This window comes from Streptomyces sp. HPF1205 (assembly GCF_020400825.1).
Classification (GTDB): Bacteria; Actinomycetota; Actinomycetes; order Streptomycetales; family Streptomycetaceae; genus Actinacidiphila.
This window is the reverse complement of sequence record NZ_JAINVH010000032.1, coordinates 51497-69480: the sequence shown is the minus strand read 5'-3', so window position 1 is coordinate 69480 and position 17984 is coordinate 51497. Positions and strand designations below refer to the sequence as shown.

Annotated in this window: 14 protein-coding genes; 10 read left to right on the top strand and 4 right to left on the bottom strand. The window is 72.5% G+C overall.

Annotated features, from left to right (window positions below; translation table 11 throughout):
• Positions 1 to 15 precede the first annotated feature (15 nt).
• Together K7G61_RS28460 and K7G61_RS28455 are read left to right on the top strand one after the other, a co-directional pair.
• Positions 16 to 1716 carry a methylmalonyl-CoA mutase gene (locus tag K7G61_RS28460; RefSeq protein ID WP_225849881.1) on the top strand — a complete coding sequence of 567 codons (1701 nt, stop codon included), beginning with the start codon at positions 16 to 18 and terminating at the stop codon, positions 1714 to 1716.
• Between the two features lie 130 nt (positions 1717 to 1846).
• Complete coding sequence (locus tag K7G61_RS28455) at positions 1847 to 2032, top strand: DUF397 domain-containing protein (protein ID WP_308190724.1); 186 nt, start codon at positions 1847 to 1849, stop codon at positions 2030 to 2032.
• Between the two features lie 30 nt (positions 2033 to 2062).
• On the opposite strand, the gene K7G61_RS28450 is transcribed toward K7G61_RS28455, so the two are convergent.
• Entirely contained in the window at positions 2063 to 2698 is a 636-nt protein-coding gene (locus K7G61_RS28450) for a TetR/AcrR family transcriptional regulator (RefSeq protein ID WP_225849879.1), read from the bottom strand.
• A gap of 327 nt (positions 2699 to 3025) precedes the next feature.
• On the opposite strand from K7G61_RS28450, the gene K7G61_RS28445 reads away from it, so the two are divergent.
• The 4 genes from K7G61_RS28445 (at position 3026) to K7G61_RS28430 (ending at position 7301) form a co-directional block, all read left to right on the top strand.
• The gene (locus K7G61_RS28445; RefSeq protein WP_225849878.1) at positions 3026 to 4003 is read left to right on the top strand and encodes a tetratricopeptide repeat protein; all 978 of its coding nucleotides are present in this window, start codon (positions 3026 to 3028) and stop codon (positions 4001 to 4003) included.
• A gap of 629 nt (positions 4004 to 4632) precedes the next feature.
• The gene (locus K7G61_RS28440) at positions 4633 to 5256 is read left to right on the top strand and encodes a DUF6230 family protein (protein ID WP_225849877.1); all 624 of its coding nucleotides are present in this window, start codon (positions 4633 to 4635) and stop codon (positions 5254 to 5256) included.
• A gap of 97 nt (positions 5257 to 5353) precedes the next feature.
• On the top strand, positions 5354 to 5956 hold the full coding sequence (locus K7G61_RS28435; RefSeq protein WP_225849876.1) for a DUF6114 domain-containing protein: 603 nt from the start codon (positions 5354 to 5356) through the stop codon (positions 5954 to 5956).
• Entirely contained in the window at positions 5946 to 7301 is a 1356-nt protein-coding gene (locus K7G61_RS28430; RefSeq protein WP_225849875.1) for a hydrogenase expression protein HypF, read from the top strand. Before K7G61_RS28435 ends, K7G61_RS28430 begins: the two co-directional genes overlap by 11 nt.
• A 183-nt stretch (positions 7302 to 7484) precedes the next feature.
• Here the strand turns inward: K7G61_RS28430 and pyk are convergent, their stop codons facing one another.
• The 3 genes from pyk to pta form a co-directional block, all read right to left on the bottom strand.
• Entirely contained in the window at positions 7485 to 8912 is a 1428-nt protein-coding gene (gene pyk, locus K7G61_RS28425) for a pyruvate kinase (RefSeq protein WP_225849874.1), read from the bottom strand.
• 72 nt (positions 8913 to 8984) lie between these two features.
• Entirely contained in the window at positions 8985 to 10199 is a 1215-nt protein-coding gene (locus K7G61_RS28420) for an acetate kinase (RefSeq protein WP_225849873.1), read from the bottom strand.
• Complete coding sequence (gene pta, locus K7G61_RS28415; protein WP_225849872.1) at positions 10196 to 12277, bottom strand: phosphate acetyltransferase; 2082 nt, start codon at positions 12275 to 12277, stop codon at positions 10196 to 10198. The genes K7G61_RS28420 and pta overlap by 4 nt, the downstream gene beginning before the upstream one ends.
• A gap of 238 nt (positions 12278 to 12515) precedes the next feature.
• Between pta and K7G61_RS28410 the strand changes: the two genes are divergently transcribed.
• The 4 genes from K7G61_RS28410 (at position 12516) to K7G61_RS28395 (ending at position 17981) form a co-directional block, all read left to right on the top strand.
• Positions 12516 to 13514, top strand: coding sequence for a 2-hydroxyacid dehydrogenase (locus K7G61_RS28410; RefSeq protein WP_225849871.1), 999 nt, complete (start codon positions 12516 to 12518; stop codon positions 13512 to 13514).
• A 115-nt stretch (positions 13515 to 13629) separates the two neighbouring features.
• Positions 13630 to 14655: an ATP-dependent 6-phosphofructokinase gene (locus K7G61_RS28405; protein ID WP_225849870.1), complete on the top strand. Its 1026-nt coding sequence runs from the start codon at positions 13630 to 13632 to the stop codon at positions 14653 to 14655.
• Positions 14656 to 14776: 121 nt separating this feature from the next.
• Positions 14777 to 16222 carry a DUF234 domain-containing protein gene (locus K7G61_RS28400; RefSeq protein ID WP_225849869.1) on the top strand — a complete coding sequence of 482 codons (1446 nt, stop codon included), beginning with the start codon at positions 14777 to 14779 and terminating at the stop codon, positions 16220 to 16222.
• Positions 16223 to 16388: 166 nt separating this feature from the next.
• On the top strand, positions 16389 to 17981 hold the full coding sequence (locus K7G61_RS28395) for a DUF1254 domain-containing protein (protein ID WP_225849868.1): 1593 nt from the start codon (positions 16389 to 16391) through the stop codon (positions 17979 to 17981).
• Positions 17982 to 17984: the final 3 nt, after the last annotated feature.

Genomic DNA, 17984 nt, shown 5'->3' with positions numbered 1-17984 from the left:
TAGTAAATTTGTCCCATGGACGCCCACGGCATCGAGCAAGGCCGCCAACGCTGGCAGGCCAGGTACGACTCCGCCCACAAGCGGCAGGCCGACTTCACCACCCTCTCGGGCGATCCGGTCGAGCCGGTGTACGGGCCACCGCCCGGAACCGAGCTTCCCGGGTTCGAGCGCATCGGCTGGCCCGGCGAGTACCCCTTCACCAGGGGACTGCACCCCACCGGCTACCGGGGCCGCACCTGGACCATCCGGCAGTTCGCGGGGTTCGGCAACGCCGAGCAGACCAACGAGCGGTACAAGATGATCCTCAAGGCGGGCGGCGGCGGCCTGTCGGTCGCCTTCGACATGCCCACCTTGATGGGCCGCGACTCCGACGACCCGCGTTCGCTGGGCGAGGTCGGCCACTGCGGGGTCGCCATAGACTCCGCGGCCGACATGGACGTCCTGTTCCGGGACATCCCGCTCGGCGACGTCACCACCTCCATGACCATCTCGGGGCCCGCGGTCCCGGTCTTCTGCATGTACCTGGTCGCCGCCGAGCGGCAGGGCGTGGATCCGGCCGTGCTCAACGGCACGCTGCAGACCGACATCTTCAAGGAGTACATCGCCCAGAAGGAGTGGCTGTTCGCTCCCGAGCCGCACCTGCGGCTGATCGGCGACCTGATGGAGTACTGCGCGGCGGGCATCCCGGCGTACAAGCCGCTGTCGGTGTCCGGCTACCACATCCGCGAGGCGGGCTCGACGGCCGCGCAGGAGCTCGCGTACACCCTGGCTGACGGCTTCGGCTACGTGGAGCTGGGGCTGTCCCGCGGCCTGGACGTCAACGCCTTCGCTCCGGGCCTGTCCTTCTTCTTCGACGCGCACCTGGACTTCTTCGAGGAGATCGCCAAGTTCCGCGCGGCCCGGCGGATCTGGGCCCGCTGGATGCGCGACGTGTACGGGGCGACCTCCGACAAGGCGCAGTGGCTGCGCTTCCACACCCAGACCGCGGGCGTGTCGCTGACCGCCCAGCAGCCGTACAACAACGTGGTGCGCACCGCGGTGGAGGCGCTGTCGGCGGTGCTCGGCGGCACCAACTCGCTGCACACCAACGCGCTGGACGAGACCCTCGCGCTGCCCAGCGAGCAGGCCGCCGAGATCGCGCTGCGCACCCAGCAGGTGCTGATGGAGGAGACCGGCGTCGCCAACGTGGCCGACCCGCTGGGCGGTTCCTGGTACGTGGAGGCGCTCACCGACCGCATCGAGGCGGACGCCGAGACGATCTTCGCCAGGATCAAGGAGCTGGGCGCGAAGGCGGTGCCCAGCGGGGAGCACCCGATCGGCCCGATGACCTCGGGCATCCTGCGCGGCATCGAGGACGGGTACTTCACCGGCGAGATCGCCGAGTCCGCCTTCCGCTACCAGACCGCGCTGGAGAAGGGCGAGAAGGCGGTGGTCGGGGTCAACCGGCACACCGGTTCCGTCACCGGCGACCTGGAGATCCTGCGGGTCGGCCACGAGGTCGAGCGCGAGCAGGTGCGGACGCTCGCCGAGCGGCGGGCGCGGCGCGACGACGCGGCGGTGCGCACGGCCCTGGACGCCATGGTGGCCGCGGCGCGGGGCGGGGCGAACATGATCGAGCCGATGGTGGCCGCGGTGCGCGCCGAGGCCACGCTGGGCGAGATCTGCGGCGCGCTGCGGGCCGAGTGGGGCACCTACACCGAACCGGCAAGGTTCTGAGCGGAAGGTTCCGCTTCCGGCGGGGCGCCGACCTCCGGCAGTCGCCGGAAGTGCCGGTTCCGGCATGCGCCCCGCGCGGTCTGGCCTCGTACTCTCGTACGAACAACAGGCCCACCAGGGAAGGAACTTCGTGTCCCTTGAAGCGACGGTCGGAGACGACGGGATGATCTACATCCGTGAGACGGAGCAGCCGGACGTGGTGGCCGTGACCACCCCCGCCAAGTGGGAGGCGTTCGTCAAAGGCGTCATGGCGGGCGAGTTCGACCACTTCGCGGAGGACCGCGCGCCGTACGCGGACCACGAGGTGGAGGTCTGAGGTCCGCGGGGGCCCCGCGGCCCCGCGACTCTAGGCGCGCGGGTCCGCCGGGCGCCGGCCCGCGATGCCGGCGACGAGGAGCACGGCGAGGCGCTCGGCCCACTCCTCGTCCACCGGCTGCGAGCTGACCAGCGCCCGGTGGAGCACGGAACCGGCCACCACGTCGAAGATCATGTCGTCCGCCCCGGGGTCGGGACCGCCCTCGTCCGGCGGCAACTCCCCGCGGCTCTGCGCCCGCCGGCGGCCGACGAGCACCAGGTGCTTCTGCCGGTCGACGATCGCCTCGCGGATGCGCCGCCGCAGCGCGTCGTCGTGCGTGGCCTCGGCGACCACCGCCATCAGCGCGGTCCTGGTCTCGGGCATGGTCAGCAGCTCCCCGAAACGCAGTACCACCCCGCGTACGTCGGCCGGCAGGCTGCCCAGGTCGGGAAGGTCGAGACGCTCCTCGAACAGCGCCGCCAGCGCGTCCACCACCAGTTCGTTCTTGCCCGGCCAGCGGCGGTAGAGGGTGGTTTTCGCCACGCCCGCGCGGGCCGCCACGTCACCCAGCGTCAGCCGCCCCCAGCCCAGCTCGGCCAGCGCCTCGCGGGTCGCCTCCAGAATCGCGCGGTCCGCCCGGGCACTTCTGGGGCGTCCGGCGCGTTTGTGAGGGGACACGGCAGGCATAGGCCGGACCATACCGGCCGGTAGCCGGGTCGGCGAGTGATCCGAATCACGCCGTACGGCCACGCGGGCGATGCTACCGGCCAGTTACGCTACGACCCGTAGCGAAAACCGGCGGCACCACCCGCCGCGACCCGCGACGACGACCACGACGACCAGGTAGACGTGCGGATGGGGATCCGTACCGGACGACACCAGACGTGACCGGCACCGCGCGTCCACCTGATGGGTGCGTGCGCGGGGGTGGCACGAGGCCGGCAGGGCCCGCCAGCCAGGCGGGGATCCCGGGTCCGTGCACGCCCGGCCCCGGAAGGGGGGAGGATTGGCCTCATGCAGCCTAGGAACATGTCCATGAGCGGCGTGGTCGATCTCGCCGCGCTGAAGGCGGCCAGTGAGGCCAAGGCGAAGGCCGAGGAGGCCAGGGCGCGGCGCCAGGACGCCGGCCCGGGTGCCGGGCCGTCCGCCGCCTCCCCGCTCGTCATCGAGGTGACCGAGGCGACCTTCGAGAGCGACGTCCTGCAGCGCTCGTCCGAGGCGCCCGTCGTCATCAGCTTCTGGGCCGACCAGGCCGAGCAGAGCAAGCAGCTCAACGCGATGCTGGAGCGCCTGGCGGCGCAGTACCGCGGCCGGTTCGTGCTCGCCACCGCCGACGTCTACGCCAACCAGTTGCTCTTCCAGCAGTTCGGCGTCCAGGGCGTGCCCGCGGTCTTCGCGGTGCTGGCCGGGCAGGCCATGCCGCTCTTCCAGGGCGCCGCGCCGGAGGACCAGGTCACCGAGGTGCTCGACCAGCTGATCGCGGTCGCCGAGCAGCGGTTCGGCATCGTGGGCCCGGAGATCGACCCGGGGGCCGCCGCGCAGCAGGCCGAGGCCGCGCCGCCGCGCCCGGCGACCCCGCAGGAGCTCGCGCTGTCCGCCGCGCACGAGGCGCTGGACGCCGGCGACCTCGGCGGCGCCGTCCAGGCGTACAAGAACGTGCTGGCCGACGAGCCCGCCAACGCCGAGGCGAAGCTGGGTCTGGCCCAGGCCGAACTGCTCAGCCGGGTGCAGGGCGCCGACGCCTCCGCCGTGCGGGCCGCCGCTGCCGACCGCCCCGACGACGTCGCCGCCCAGCTGGCCGCGGCCGACCTCGACCTGGTGGGCGGTCACGTGGAGGACGCTTTCGGCCGGCTGGTCGACACCGTACGGCGCACCGCGGGCGAGCAGCGTGACGAGGTCAGGCTCCGGCTGCTCGAACTGTTCGAGGTCATCGGCCCGGACGACCCCCGGGTGGTTTCGGCGCGTACCGCTCTGGCCAGGGTTCTGTTCTGACCGGGACGTTGATTTGACGACACGGCGACCGCTGTTTATCAAACCGTGATAAATAGCGGTCGCTGTTACTTCGGGTAAGAAACCTGTCCCGCTTCGTCCGGACATCGCGACCGATGCCGGGATTGCTCACCGGAGTGATTGTCACGCTGAGTGAGGCAACGCACCGTGGTGATCTTGCCTGCGACTCCGGACCGTTACTCGCTGGTAATGAACCCCCTTGTGCACCGGCCGGGAATGGACCACGATCGGCCAAGCTCGGTCCGTAGCCACAGCCCGGCCGCCAGTCGGCGCCACGGCCGCGGGTCCCCGCCGAGTGGGAGTCCCTGGCATATGCCATGGCTCCGGGACAGGGGGGTCTCCGTCTCGGTCACCGCCCGTGGACCCGTCATGGACCCGTCCCCGGACGGCACCGTACGGAGCCTGTCCCGCAGGTTGCGCGAAGAGCGTGGCCAGTGGTTGTCGCTCGGGGGTGATCGCCGATGATCCGGACGGCGCCGTCCACACCTCCCGCGGGAGGGACGGGCCGCCGATCCCCGGCGCTCTCCTTCCCGAGGACGTAGCACTTCTCCCATCCCAGGCCAGGACCCGAATGATCCGGGCCGGAGATGTACGTCCGAGAAGGAGGAAGTATGGAGTCACTCGTTCGTGGCGGTACCAGATGGAAGCGGTTCGCCGTCGTCATGGTGCCGAGTGTCGCGGCCACCGCCGCGATTGGCGTGGCGCTGGCCCAGGGCGCGCTGGCCGCGTCCTTCGCCGTCTCCGGCCAGCAGTTCAAGGTCACCGCCAAGACGCTGCACGGTGAGGGGTTCGAGCAGTACGGCAACATCGACGTGCCGAGCGGCCACGGACCCGTGCCGGTCGCCGTGTCCGCGTTCAAGAGCGCGGACATCACCGGGCTGTGCCAGTCGGTGGTCGTCCCGACGCCGATCGGTGACGTCACGCTCAAGCTGACCGCCGGCAACGGCGGCAAGACGGTCGAGGCCAAGAACCTCTACATCGACCTCGACCAGCTCGACGCCGACGCGACGTTCAACGACATCAACATCGGTGTCGCGGCGGGCCAGAGCACCAAGGGCCCGGGCATCGGCCCCGGCGACAAGACCGACCCGGGCTCCTTCGCCCAGGAGGCCGCGTCCGCCGACCTGACCGATGTCAAGCAGACCGCCTGGGCGACCAGCGCCGGCACCTTCAAGCTGGCCGGGCTCAGCCTGCGCCTGCACATGGGTTCCGGCTCCAAGGTCGAGTGCTACTAGGCACCGCCGGAGTGGTCACGGGCGGGCCGCGCGGGATGCGGCTCGCCCGGGTCACCCCATGACGTACACCCAAGCCAGTCCCAGGGAGCTGTTTTCCATGAGCGCCGAGTCGACAGGACTGCGTGCCCGTCTCCGCCATGCCCGGCTGACCTTCCGCCACTGGCGGTGGCAGCGCCCGTTCTGGGCGGGTCTGTGGACCTGCCTCGCGGGCCTGCCCATCGCGTACTTCCCGTACGCGAACCTCACGCTCGGTCAGTTGACCGTCAGGATGGCGACCACGGCCGGTTCCGGCTCGCTCATCATCGGCGTCCTGCTGTTCGTGCTCGGCCTGACCATGTGGTTCCAGAGCCAGGTGCGGATCTTCGCCGGTGTGGCCTCGATCCTGCTCGCGCTCGTCTCGCTCGTGGTGTCGAACTTCGGCGGCTTCCTGCTGGGCTTCCTGCTCGCGCTGTTCGGCGGCGCGCTCGCCGTCGCCTGGGCGCCCGGCGTCCCGGCCACCGACGACCCGGGCGACAAGGCCGAACTGCCGGGCGCCGCCCCGGACTCCGGCGGCGACGCGCGGGAACCCGGGGCGCCGCCCGCCGGGCCCGTCGTACCGGCCCAGGGCGGGGCGCCGTTCACGGCACCCGAACCGGTGCACGCGGGAGCACGGTCCGACGAAGAGACCACCGAAAAGAACGGGAGGCACCGTGCTGGGTGACCAAACTCAGCCGGCCGAGAGCGACGGAGCCCGCAACGGGGCGCCCTCGGGGCCGCGCCACGCGGCCCCCCGCAAGTCGCTGCTGACCAAGCTGCACGTCCCCGCCGGGAAGGCGGTGGCGCTGGCGGCGATGCCGACGGCCGTCCTGATGGGCATGGGCTTCACGCCGCACCTCGCCCAGGCCGACGAGATGCCCAAGAGCAAGTTCAAGGCCGGGCCCTGCGTTTCCCAGACGGACACCCCGACCGCGACCCCGTCACCGTCGGCGTCGGGCGCGGGCAAGGACAGCTCGACGGACGGGAGCGGCGGCAAGGCGACCCCGTCCCCGTCGGCGAGCCCGTCGGCCTCGCCGAGCCCGACGGCGGACAGCCCGCTGAAGAAGGCGCTGCCCAAGCCCGCGACGACGACGGCCGCGCCCAAGCCGAGCGCCAGTCCGTCGCCGGCCGGTGGTTCCTCGGGCTCCACGGGTACGTCGGGCACGTCCGGCACGACCTCATCGGCCCCCTCGTCCTCCTCGACCACCAACCCGCTGGACCCGCTGGGCCTGGGCAACCTGCTCGGCGGCCTGCTGGGCACCGACAAGTCCGCGCCGTCGCCGTCGCCCACGACGCCGAGCCCGTCGCCGTCCCCGACGAAGAGCGCGCCCGCCCCCAGCGCGAGCCCCTCGCCGTCGGCGCCCGCGAAGTCCGCGCCGGACAGCGGTACTTCGGCCACCCCGAAGGCGACGCCGAAGCAGACCGGGAAAAGCCCCGCGGAGACCCTCAGCAAGACCGTGAAGGACCTCGCGGGCACCTCCGCGACCGCCACGCCCAAGGCGACCCCCACGGGCTCCACAGCGGCTTCTGGCGGCTCGCAGTCCTACCCCTGCCCGACGTACGACGCGAAGGCGCTCGCCGACGCCCAGGTCGAGGGCGGCATCCCGCTGCTGCCGGACGACCCGTGGACCCTGAAGAGCTCCAAGCTGACCCTGCACGGCCTGCAGTACGACGGCATCGTCCAGGTGCGCACCTGGAGCGGCAAGGTCAAGGACGTGCTGAAGTTCACCGCGACCGGCATCGACATCGACGACCTGTGGCAGACCGTGAACGGTCCGAATGGCGGCCACACGTTCGTCAAGGCCGCACCCGGCTCCACGTCCACCATCCGCAACGGCACGGTGACGATGTACACCGAGTCCCTCAGCGGCAACCTGCTGGGCCTGATCCCCATCACGTTCACGCCCAAGGCCCCGCCGCCGCTGACGCTGCCCGAGCTGTTCTTCACCCACGTCACCGTCGTCCAGGCCGGCCAGTTCGGCGGCGACCTCCACGTCCCGGGCATGCAGGTCCTCCCGGGCCGGCCCTGACCCGCGGCCCGACCGCGACACCGCACGAACCGCAGCGCGGCCCGTACCCCGTGAAGCACGGGGGTCCGGGCCGCTCGGCGTTTCGCGGGCCGGGGCGTCCGCTGCTTCCGCGGCGGCAGCCGTACGGCGGGGACATCCCGCGGCCGTACGGCGGCTCGGGCGGCGGCGGCCGGCCGGCGGGCGTCAGTGCGGCATGTCGCCCAGGTGGTGGATGCGGACCAGGTTGGTGGTGCCCGGGACGCCGGGCGGGGAGCCGGCCGTGATGATCACGGTGTCGCCCTTGGCGTACTCCGAGAGCTTGAGCATCTCCCGGTCCACCAGCGCGACCATCTCGTCGGTCGTCTCCACGTGCTCGACCACGAACGCGTCCACGCCCCAGGTCAGGGCGAGCTGGTTGCGGGTCGAGGGGTCGGTGGTGAAGGCCAGGACCGGGGCCGGGACGCGGTAGCGGGCCAGGCGGCGGGCGGTGTCGCCGGACTTGGTGAAGGCCACCAGCGTCTTGGCGTCGAGGAAGTCGGCGAGTTCGGCGGCGGCCCGGGCCACGGCGCCGCCCTGGGTGCGCGGCTTCTTGCCGGGGGCCAGCGGCTGCAGGCCCCGGCGCAGCAGCTCCTCCTCGGCGGCCTCGACGATGCGGGACATCGTCTTGACCGTCTCCACCGGGTACTTGCCGACCGAGGACTCCGCGGAGAGCATCACCGCGTCGGCGCCGTCGAGGATGGCGTTGGCCACGTCGGACGCCTCGGCGCGGGTGGGGCGGGAGTTGGTGATCATGGACTCCATCATCTGGGTCGCCACGATCACCGGTTTGGCGTTGCGCCGGCACAGCTCGATCAGCCGCTTCTGCACCACCGGCACCTGCTCCAGCGGGTACTCCACGGCGAGGTCGCCGCGCGCGACCATCACCGCGTCGAACGCCATGACGACGTCCTCCATGTTCCGCACCGCCTGCGGCTTCTCCACCTTGGCGATGACCGGGACGCGGCGGCCCTCCTCGTCCATCACCCGGTGCACGTCCCGGACGTCCTTGGCGTCGCGCACGAAGGACAGCGCCACCATGTCCACGCCCATCCGCAGGGCGAACCGCAGGTCGTCGATGTCCTTTTCGGACAGCGCGGGCACGTTGACGGCCGCGCCGGGCAGGTTGATGCCCTTGTGGTCGGAGATCACCCCGCCCTCGACCACCAGGCAGCGCACCCGGGGGCCGTCGACCTCGATGACCCGCAGCGCCACGTTCCCGTCGTTGATCAGGACCGGGTCGCCCTGCGAGACGTCGCCGGGCAGGCCCTTGTAGGTGGTGCCGCACAGGTGCTTGTCGCCGGCGACCTCCTCGGTGGTGATGGTGAACTCGTCGCCCGCGACGAGCTCCACCGGTCCGTCGGCGAACTTGCCCAGCCGGATCTTGGGGCCCTGCAGGTCGGCGAGCACGCCGACCGCCCGGCCGGTCTCGGCCGCGACCTTGCGCACCCGCTGGTAGCGGTCCTCGTGCTCGGAGTGACTGCCGTGGCTGAAGTTGAGGCGGGCGACGTTCATGCCCGCCTCGACCAGCGTCTTGAGCTGGTCGAACGAGTCGACGGCGGGTCCCAGGGTGCAGACGATCTTGGCTCGGCGCATGGGCGCTATCCTATCCGTTTGTTCCGGTCCGGAATTTTGTCCGGGGCTGCCGGCCCCGCTGAGCGGCGTCGGTCACGCGCGGGCCAAGGCGTAAGTATCGCGGGCGATCGCCAGCTCCTCGTCGGTGGGCACCACCGCGACGGCCACCGGGGAGCCGTCGGCCGAGATCAGCCGGGGCCCGGAGCCGCGCACCGCGTTGCGTACCGGGTCCACGTGGATGCCCAGCGCCTCCAGGCCGTCCAGCGCGGCCACCCGCACGGCCGCCGAGTTCTCCCCGACGCCCGCGGTGAAGGCGATGGCGTCCACCCGGCCCAGCACCGCGGTGAAGGCGCCCACGTACCGCCGCAGCCGGTGCACGTACACGTCGAAGGCCAGCCGCGCCGCCTCGTCGCCCTCGCCCATGCGGCGGCCGATCTCCCGCATGTCGTTGGCGCCGCACAGGCCGAGCAGCCCCGACCTCTTGTTGAGCAGCGTGTCGATCTCGTCGGTGCTCATACCGCCTACCCGCTCCAGGTGGAAGACCACCGCGGGATCGATGTCGCCCGACCTGGTGCCCATGACCAGGCCCTCCAGCGGGGTCAGCCCCATCGAGGTGTCCACGCACACCCCGCCCCGCACCGCGGACGCCGAGGCGCCGTTGCCCAGGTGCAGCACGATCACGTTCACCTGCGCGGGGTCGCGGCCCAGCAGGGCGGCGGTGGCGGCGGAGACGTACGCGTGCGAGGTGCCGTGGAAGCCGTAGCGGCGGATGCCGAACCGGTCGGCGACCGAGGTGTCGATGGCGTAGCGGGCCGCCGCCTCGGGGATGGTGGAGTGGAAGGCGGTGTCGAACACCGCGACCTGCGTCAGGTCGGGACGCAGCTCGCGGGCGACCTTGATGCCGGTGATGTTCGCCGGGTTGTGCAGCGGCGCCAGCGGCACCAGCTTCTCGATCTCGGCGAGCACCTCGTCGGTCACCACGGTGGGCTCGGTGAAGCGGGTGCCGCCGTGCACCACCCGGTGGCCGACCGCGGCGAGGGCGGGGGAGTCCAGGCCCAGGCCGCGCTCCTTGAGCTCCGCCGACGCCTGCCGCAGCGCCTCGGCGTGGTCGGCGACACCGCCCTCCTCGCCGATCCGCTCCACCACCCCGGACGCCAGCCGCCGTTCGCCCGCCATGTCCAGCAGCTGGTACTTCACCGACGAGGAGCCGGAGTTGAGGACCAGCACCCAGGTCGCCCCGCCCGTACCACCCGCCCCGCCCGTACCGCTCGCGTCCGTGGTGTCCGTCGTGTCCGTTGCGTCCGTCATGCCCGGTCCCCCTGCGCCTGGATCGCCGTGATGGCGACGGTGTTGACGATGTCCTGCACGAGGGCACCCCGCGACAGGTCGTTGACCGGCTTGCGCAGCCCCTGCAGCACCGGTCCGACCGCCACCGCGCCCGCCGAGCGCTGCACCGCCTTGTAGGTGTTGTTGCCCGTGTTGAGGTCCGGGAAGACCAGTACGGTCGCCTGCCCGGCCACCGCCGAGCCCGGCAGCTTGGTGGCCGCCACCACGGGCGAGACCGCCGCGTCGTACTGGATCGGCCCCTCCACCAGCAGGTCCGGGCGGCGCCCCCGTACCAGCTCGGTGGCCGCCCGCACCTTGTCGACGTCCGCGCCCGTGCCCGAGGTGCCGGTGGAGTACGAGAGCATCGCCACGCGCGGCTCCACGTCGAAGCGGGCCGCGGTGCCGGCCGCCTGGATCGCGATGTCGGCCAGTTGCTCGGCGTCCGGGTCCGGGTTGACCGCGCAGTCGCCGTAGACCAGGACCTTGTCGGCCAGGCACATGAAGAACACCGACGAGACGATGGCCGCGTCCGGGCGGGTCTTGATGATCTCGAAGGCCGGGCGGATGGTGGCCGCCGTGGAGTGCACCGCGCCCGACACCATGCCGTCGGCCAGGCCCTCCTGGACCATGAGGGTGCCGAAGTACGAGACGTCGGCGACCACGTCGTAGGCCAGCTCGTACGAGACGCCCTTGTGGGCGCGCAGCCTCGCGTACACCTCGGCGAAGCGGTCGCGCAGCGGCGAGGTCTGCGGGTCGATGAGCGTCACGGCCCCGTCGTCCAGCGAGATGCCCAGGTCCGCGGCCTTCTTGCGGACCGCGTCCTCGTCGCCGAGCAGCGTCAGGTCGCACACCCCGCGGCGCAGCAGCACCTCGGCGGCGCGCAGGATGCGCTCCTCGCCGCCCTCCGGCAGGACGATCCTGCGCCGGTCCGCGCGGGCCCGCTCCAGCAGCGCGTGCTCGAACATCATCGGCGTGACCCGGGCCGAGCGGGCCACCGACAGCCGGGCGGTCAGCTCGGCGGTGTCGACGTGGGTCTCGAACACGCCCAGCGCGGTCTCGGCCTTGCGCGGGGTGCCCGCGCCCAGCTTGCCGTCCAGCGCGAACAGCTCGGCGGCGGTCGGGAACGAGCCGGTGGGCACCGCCAGGACCGGCGTGCCGGGGGCCAGCCGGCCGGCCAGTGCCAGGATGTGCGGCGGCGGCTTCTCGTCCAGGGTGAGCAGCACCCCGGCGATCGGCGGGCTGCCGGCGGAGTGCGCGGCCATGGCCCCCACGATCAGGTCGGCCCGGTCGCCGGGCGTCACCACCACGCAGCCGGGGGTCAGCGCGGGCAGGAAGGTCGGCAGCATCGCGCCGCCGAACACGAAGTCCAGCGCGTCCCTGGCCAGCCCCGCGTCGTCGCCGAGCAGCACCTCGGCGCCCAGCGTCTCCACGATCTGCGAGACCGTCGGCGCGGACAGCGCGGCGTCCTCCGGCAGCACGTACACCGGTACGTCCAGGGTCCGGCGAAGCTGCCCGGCCGCCTCCTCGGCCACCGCCGGGTCCACCCGGTTGGCGACCATCGCGATCACGTCGCAGCCGAGGTTGGTGTAGGCGTGGTGGGCGTTGCGGACCTCGGCGACCACCGACTCGGCGCTCTGGTGGCGCCCGCCGATCACCGGCAGCACCGAGGCGCCGCACTCGTTGGCCAGCCGCGCGTTCACCCCGAGCTCGGCGGGCAGATTGGTGGCGGCGAAGTCCGAGCCGAGGATCAGCACGGTGTCGTACTCCTCGGCGACCCGCAGGTACCCCTCGACCAGCCGCGCGGTCAGTGCCTCCTGGCCCTGCTCGGCCTGGAGCGCGGCGCCCTCCTCGTACCCCATCCCGTAGACCGTCGCGGGGTCCTGGGTGAGGCGGTAGCGGGCGCGCAGCAGCGCGAAGATGCGGTCCGGGGCGTCGTGCACCAGCGGGCGGTAGACCCCGACCCGGTCCACCTGCCGGGTGAGCAGTTCCATCACCCCCAGCTCCACCACCTGGCGGCCGTCCCCGCGGCCGACCCCCGTGACATAGACGCTGCGCGTCACCCCTGTGCTCCCTGCATCTGTCCGGTCGTCCGTCTGCCGTCCGTCCGGCCGCGCCTGTGCGAGCGGCGTGGGCCGAACGGGCCTACGGGCGTGCGTACGTCCGACGCTAACGTGCGCGCGCCGCCCACGCTCCCCGAGCCCCCACTGTCCCCGTGCGGGGGGTTTCGGCCCGTGTGCTCCCCCGGACAGCGGCGGTGTGCACGTAGAGTGAGCGCAGGCGGACCGAGGAGGCGGTGCGGTGGAGATCCTGGCGACCGGAGTGCAGCGCGACGAGCGGCCGCGGCTCGCGGCGGCCTTCGCCGGACGGCACGAGCTGCGGGCCCTGGAGACCTCGCTCAACGCCGAGACGCTGCCGCTGGCCACCGGCTTCGAAGCGGTCTCCACCAGCGTGAACGCGGTGCTGGACGCGGCCGTGCTCGAAGGCCTGGTGCGCGGCGGCACCCGGCTGGTCACCCAGCGCTCCACCGGCTACAACAACATCGACCTCGACCACGCCGAGCGCCTCGGCCTGACCGTCGCCCGGGTCACCGGCTACTCCCCGTACGCGGTGGCCGAGTTCGCCTGGACGCTGGCGACGGCGCTGAACCGGCGCATCGTGCGCGCCGCGAGCCGCACCCGCGACTTCGACTTCCGCCTCGACGGGCTGCTCGGCCGCGACTTCCACGGCCGCACGGTCGGCGTGGTCGGCACCGGCCGGATCGGCACCGCCTTCGCCAGGATCGCCCGCGGCTACGGGATGCGCATGCTCGGCTGGGACATCGCGGTCAACCCCGAGTGCACCGAGCTCGGCGTGGAGTACGTCGAGCTGGACCGGCTGTTCCGCGAGGCCGACCTGATCAGCCTGCACGTACCGCTGATGCCCTCCACCCACCACCTGGTCGGCGCCCGGCGGCTGGCCGCGATGAAGGACGACGCGATCCTGATCAACACCGGCCGCGGCGCGCTGCTGGACGCCTCGGCGCTGGTCGCCACGCTGCGCGACGGGCGGCTGGGCGGCGTCGGCCTGGACGTCTACGAGGAGGAGGCAGGGGTCTTCTTCTACGACAAGTCGCTGGAGGTCATGACCGACGACGTGCTGGCCCGCCTGATGACGTACCCGAACGTGCTGGTCACCTCGCACCAGGCGTACTTCACCGAGGAGGCGGTCGACGAGATCATCGCCGCGACCGTCCGCAATGTGGACGACTATCTCGCCGGGCGGATCACGGAGTGCACGCTGGTGCCGAGGTCGCCGTGAATGGGCGGGGCCGCGCGGGGCACGTGCCGGTGGACCGCACCTCCGCCCCGGCGCGCGGCCGCGGATCGTCAGCGGGCGCGAGCCCTGGCACGGGAAGTCTGGAGAGCAACCCCTGATGCGTATCGGAGTCCTCACCGCGGGCGGCGACTGCCCCGGACTGAACGCCGTCATCCGCTCCGTCACCCACCGGGCCCTGACCGGCCACGGCGACGAGGTCATCGGTTTCGAGGACGGCTTCCGCGGCCTGCTGGAGGGCCGCTTCCGGCCGCTGGACCTGGACTCGGTCAGCGGCATCCTCACCCGCGGCGGCACCATCCTCGGCTCGGCCCGCCTGGAGCGCGGCCGGCTGCGCGAGGCCGCCGACAACGCCGAGGAACTGCGGGCCTCCTACGACCTGGACGTCCTCATCCCGATCGGCGGCGAGGGCACCCTGACCGCCGCCCGCATGCTGTCCGACGCCGGGATGCCCGTGGTCGGCGTGCCCAAGACCATCGACAACGACATCAGCGGCACCGACCGCACCTTCGGCTTCGACACCGCCGTCACCGTCGCCACCGAGGCGATCGACCGGCTCAAGACCACCGCCGAGTCGCACCAGCGGGTGATGGTGGTGGAGGTCATGGGGCGGCACGCGGGCTGGATCGCCCTGGAGGCCGGCATGGCGGGCGGCGCCCACGGCATCTGCGTGCCCGAGCGGCCCTTCGACCCGGCCGACCTGGTGGCGATGGTGGAGGAGCGCTTCTCGCGCGGCAAGCGGTTCGCCGTCGTCTGCGTCGCCGAGGGCGCCCACCCGGCCAAGGGCACGATGGACTACGGCGTCGGCGAGATCGACAAGTTCGGCCACGAGCGGTTCGCCGGGATCGGGACCACCCTGGCCCGCGAACTGGAGGCGCGGCTGGGCAAGGAGGCCCGGCCGGTCATCCTGGGCCACGTCCAGCGCGGCGGGGTGCCCACCGCCTACGACCGGGTGCTGGCCAACCGCTTCGGCTGGCACGCGGTGGAGGCGGCCCACAAGGGCGCCTTCGGCCACATGACCGCCCTGCACGGCACCCGCATCACCATGGTCCCGCTGGCCGACGCGGTCACCCACCTCAAGACCGTCCCGGAGGACCGCATGGAGGAGGCGGAGTCGGTCTTCTGAGGGGTCTCACGGAAAGGGCTTGACTCGCTACTCCCGGTTACTCAATTCTAGTTGACTAAACTCAAGTAGAGTAAAATTGACTTGAGTAAACTTTGGTTGAGTCAGAGAAGGCAGGTAGTTCATGGCCGGATTCGTGGGGCGCGGGCGCGAGCTGGCCATGCTGGAACGCCACCTGGACTGGGTGCGGGAGGGGCGGGGAGACCAGCGGGGCCGGGCGCTGCTGCTGCGGGGGCGGCGCCGGGTGGGGAAGTCACGGCTGGTGGACGTCTTCTGCGAACGCGCCGGGGTGCCGTACGTGGTCTATCAGGCGACCCGCGGCGAGTCCCCCGCCCAGGAGCGGGCCGGCTTCCTCGCCGCTCTGCGGGATTCCGCGCTGCCGGGCCGCCAACTGCTGGCGGGCGTGGAGTCCGTGGCCACCTGGGACGCCGCGTTCCGGCTGCTCGCGGCGGTGCTGCCCGAGGACGAGCCGAGCATCGTCGTAGTGGACGAGCTGCCGTGGCTGATCGAGGCGGACCCGGTGGCCGAGGGCACCTTGCAGACGGCGTGGGACCGGGCGCTGAGCGGCAAACCCGTTCTGCTGGTCCTGATCGGCAGTGACCTGGCGATGATGGAGCAACTGTCCGAGTACGGACGGCCGTTCCACCAGCGAGCGGTCGAAATGGTCCTGGCGCCGCTCACCCCGTACGAGGTCATGACGATGACCGGGCTGCCGCCCGCCGACGCCTTCGACGCCCATCTGGTCACCGGGGGGCTGCCGCTGATCTGCCAGGAATGGCGCGAGGGGGAGAGCCGTACGGACTTCCTGCGGCGCGCCCTGGACGACCCGACCTCACCCTTGCTCGTCTCGGGCGAGCGCTCGCTGGCGGCGGAGTTCCCGGCCGAACTCCAGGCGAGGCACGTGCTGTCGGTGATCGGGACGGGCGAGCGCACCTTCAGCTCCATCGCGGCAAAATCGGGTTCCGGTGAGAAGCCGCTGGCGGCCGGTTCGCTGAATCCCGTGCTCGCTCGGCTGACCTCGCGGCGCGTCGTCGCCGTCGACACGCCCCTGTCCACCCGGCCCGGTGACCGGGACCGCCGCTACCGTGTCGCCGACCCCTACCTGCGGTTCTGGCTGGCCTTCCTGGAGCGCGGCATCTCCGAGGTGGAGCGCGGCCGGGGGGCACGCCTGGCGGAGACCGTCGAGCGGGGCTGGACCTCCTGGCGCGGCCGCGCGATCGAACCCGTCGTCCGAGAGGCGCTGGCCCGGCTGCTGCCCGACGACCGCTGGCCGGACACCGCCGAGGTCGGCGGCTGGTGGCCGCGTACCAACAACCCCGAGGTCGACCTGGTCGGCACCGACCGCGCGGCCCCGGCCCGAGCCGTCCACTTCGTCGGCTCCATCAAATGGCACGAGAACGCCGCCTTCGACTCCCACGACTTCGCCGCGCTGGCCCGCGACGCCCTCGCGGTCCCGGGCGCCACAGCCGCCACCCCCCTGATCGCCGTCTCCCGCACCGGCACCGCCGCCCCCGGTCCCGCCGCCCTCTACGGCCCCACCGACCTGATCCGGGCATGGCAGCCGGCCTGACGCCGGCCTTCCGGCGACGCGCCCCCCCGCCCGCCTGCCCCGGGCCACTCGATCGGCGCGGCGCCGGTTGCGGCCGGGCGGCGGGCGCGGACGATGGTCGGCAAGGACTTCCGAGGACGAGGAGGACGGGAGCCCGGGGGCCTCGGCGCGAGAACGGAGCGATTCCTTGCAGGAAGCCGCACGGACGTCACCGCGGGCCATCGCGGCGATCTCGACTCCCGAGCGGGTCGAGACGCGGCTGGGCACCTGGGATTTCCCGCTCGGGATGCCCACCGAGGAGACCGCGGACCGCGTCTACGACCACCTGGACCGCATGCGCGCGGTCAGCGCGTTCCTCGACGCCTATTCCGGCGTCAGCCTGTGGGCGGCCCGCAAGGGTTTCCACGAGGCGGGCGTCCTGGACCACGACGTCCTGCTCTTCTCGCGGTTCATGGACGCCCGCACGCTGGTGCTGACCGGCAACGCGGACACCGTCTACTTCCTGTCGTTCCTCGACCTGACCGAGGGGCCGCTGGTGGTCGAGGTGCCGCCCCTGACCCTCTGCTTCGTCAACGACATGTGGTTCCGCTGGGTCGAGGACCCCGGGCTGCCGGGACCCGATCGCGGGACGGGCGGCAAGTACCTCTTCGTGCCGCCCGGTTACCGGGGCCCGCTGCCCGAAGGGGGATTCTTCACGCGCGTGGCGCGCACCACCCGGCTCGTCCTGGTCGGGCGGGCGTTCCTGGAGGACGGCGATCCGGCGCCGGTCGCCGAGCGCGTCAAGCGGGGGCTGCGCCTCTACCGCTACGTCCACGGGCTGTACGGGACCGGCCTCGCGCCGATCGTCACCGGCGGCACCGAGCCGCCCATGCCGCTGACCCCGCGGTTCTGGACGGCCGGCCTGCGCGAGGCCGACGCGCCGCGTTTCGTCGAGGGCAGCGGGCTCGCCGTCGACATGATCCCGCCCGCGGACGCGACGTACTTCGACCTCGCGAGCGAGCTCGTGCACGACCAGCCGGCCGAGGCGCTCGACCCCGAGATCGCTGGCGCGCTGGCCGCGGTCGGGATCGCCAAGGGCCGGCCCTTCCGGCCCGACGCGCGGATGCGGGAGATCCTCGCCGAAGCGGCGGCGGTGGGGAACGCCACGGCCCGTACCCTGGCCTGCCGCCCGCGCCCGGCCGAGGGCGCGCACTACTACGGCCCGCGGTCCCAGTGGCTCAACGGCCTGCTCGTGTCCGGCCACGACTTCATGACCCCGCCCGCGGACATCACCGACCGGGGCGTGGAGACCCGGGCGAGCGACGGCGCCCGCAAGCTCAACCTGCGGTCGTGGTGGTGGTACCTGGGCGTGGGCATCAGCCCGGCGTTCACGGCGCGTCTGACCGGCATCGGTTCGCAGTACGTGTTCGCGTTCGCCGACCGGCGGGGCGAGGCCCTGGACGGCGCGAGGCGCTACCGCCTGGCGCTGCCGCCGGACATCCCCGCCGCCAGGTTCTGGTCGTGCACCGTGTACGACAACCAGACCCGCTCCATGCTCGACACTCCGCAGCGCTTTCCCCGGGCCGGCAGCCAGGACTACCCGGGCCCGGCGGCGGTCCGCGACGCCGACGGCACGACCACGCTGCACTTCGGGCCCGGCCGGCCCGACGGCGTGCCGGAGGGCAACTGGATCCGGACCGTGCCGGGCCGCGGGTGGTTCGTGGTCCTGCGGTTCTACAGCCCCCTGCCGCCGTTCTTCGACAGGACCTGGCGCCCGGGCGAGATCGAGGCGGCGGACTGAGGA

What these genes read in the sequence shown, in the direction of transcription:
- K7G61_RS28460 (WP_225849881.1), top strand. Translation starts at nt 16, where the DNA reads ATGGACGCCCACGGCATCGAGCAAGGCCGCCAACGCTGGCAGGCCAGG.
- K7G61_RS28450 (WP_225849879.1), bottom strand. Translation starts at nt 2,698, where the DNA reads ATGCCTGCCGTGTCCCCTCACAAACGCGCCGGACGCCCCAGAAGTGCC.
- K7G61_RS28445 (WP_225849878.1), top strand. Translation starts at nt 3,026, where the DNA reads ATGCAGCCTAGGAACATGTCCATGAGCGGCGTGGTCGATCTCGCCGCG.
- K7G61_RS28440 (WP_225849877.1), top strand. Translation starts at nt 4,633, where the DNA reads ATGGAGTCACTCGTTCGTGGCGGTACCAGATGGAAGCGGTTCGCCGTC.
- K7G61_RS28435 (WP_225849876.1), top strand. Translation starts at nt 5,354, where the DNA reads ATGAGCGCCGAGTCGACAGGACTGCGTGCCCGTCTCCGCCATGCCCGG.
- pyk (WP_225849874.1), bottom strand. Translation starts at nt 8,912, where the DNA reads ATGCGCCGAGCCAAGATCGTCTGCACCCTGGGACCCGCCGTCGACTCG.
- K7G61_RS28420 (WP_225849873.1), bottom strand. Translation starts at nt 10,199, where the DNA reads ATGACGGACGCAACGGACACGACGGACACCACGGACGCGAGCGGTACG.
- K7G61_RS28405 (WP_225849870.1), top strand. Translation starts at nt 13,630, where the DNA reads ATGCGTATCGGAGTCCTCACCGCGGGCGGCGACTGCCCCGGACTGAAC.
- K7G61_RS28400 (WP_225849869.1), top strand. Translation starts at nt 14,777, where the DNA reads ATGGCCGGATTCGTGGGGCGCGGGCGCGAGCTGGCCATGCTGGAACGC.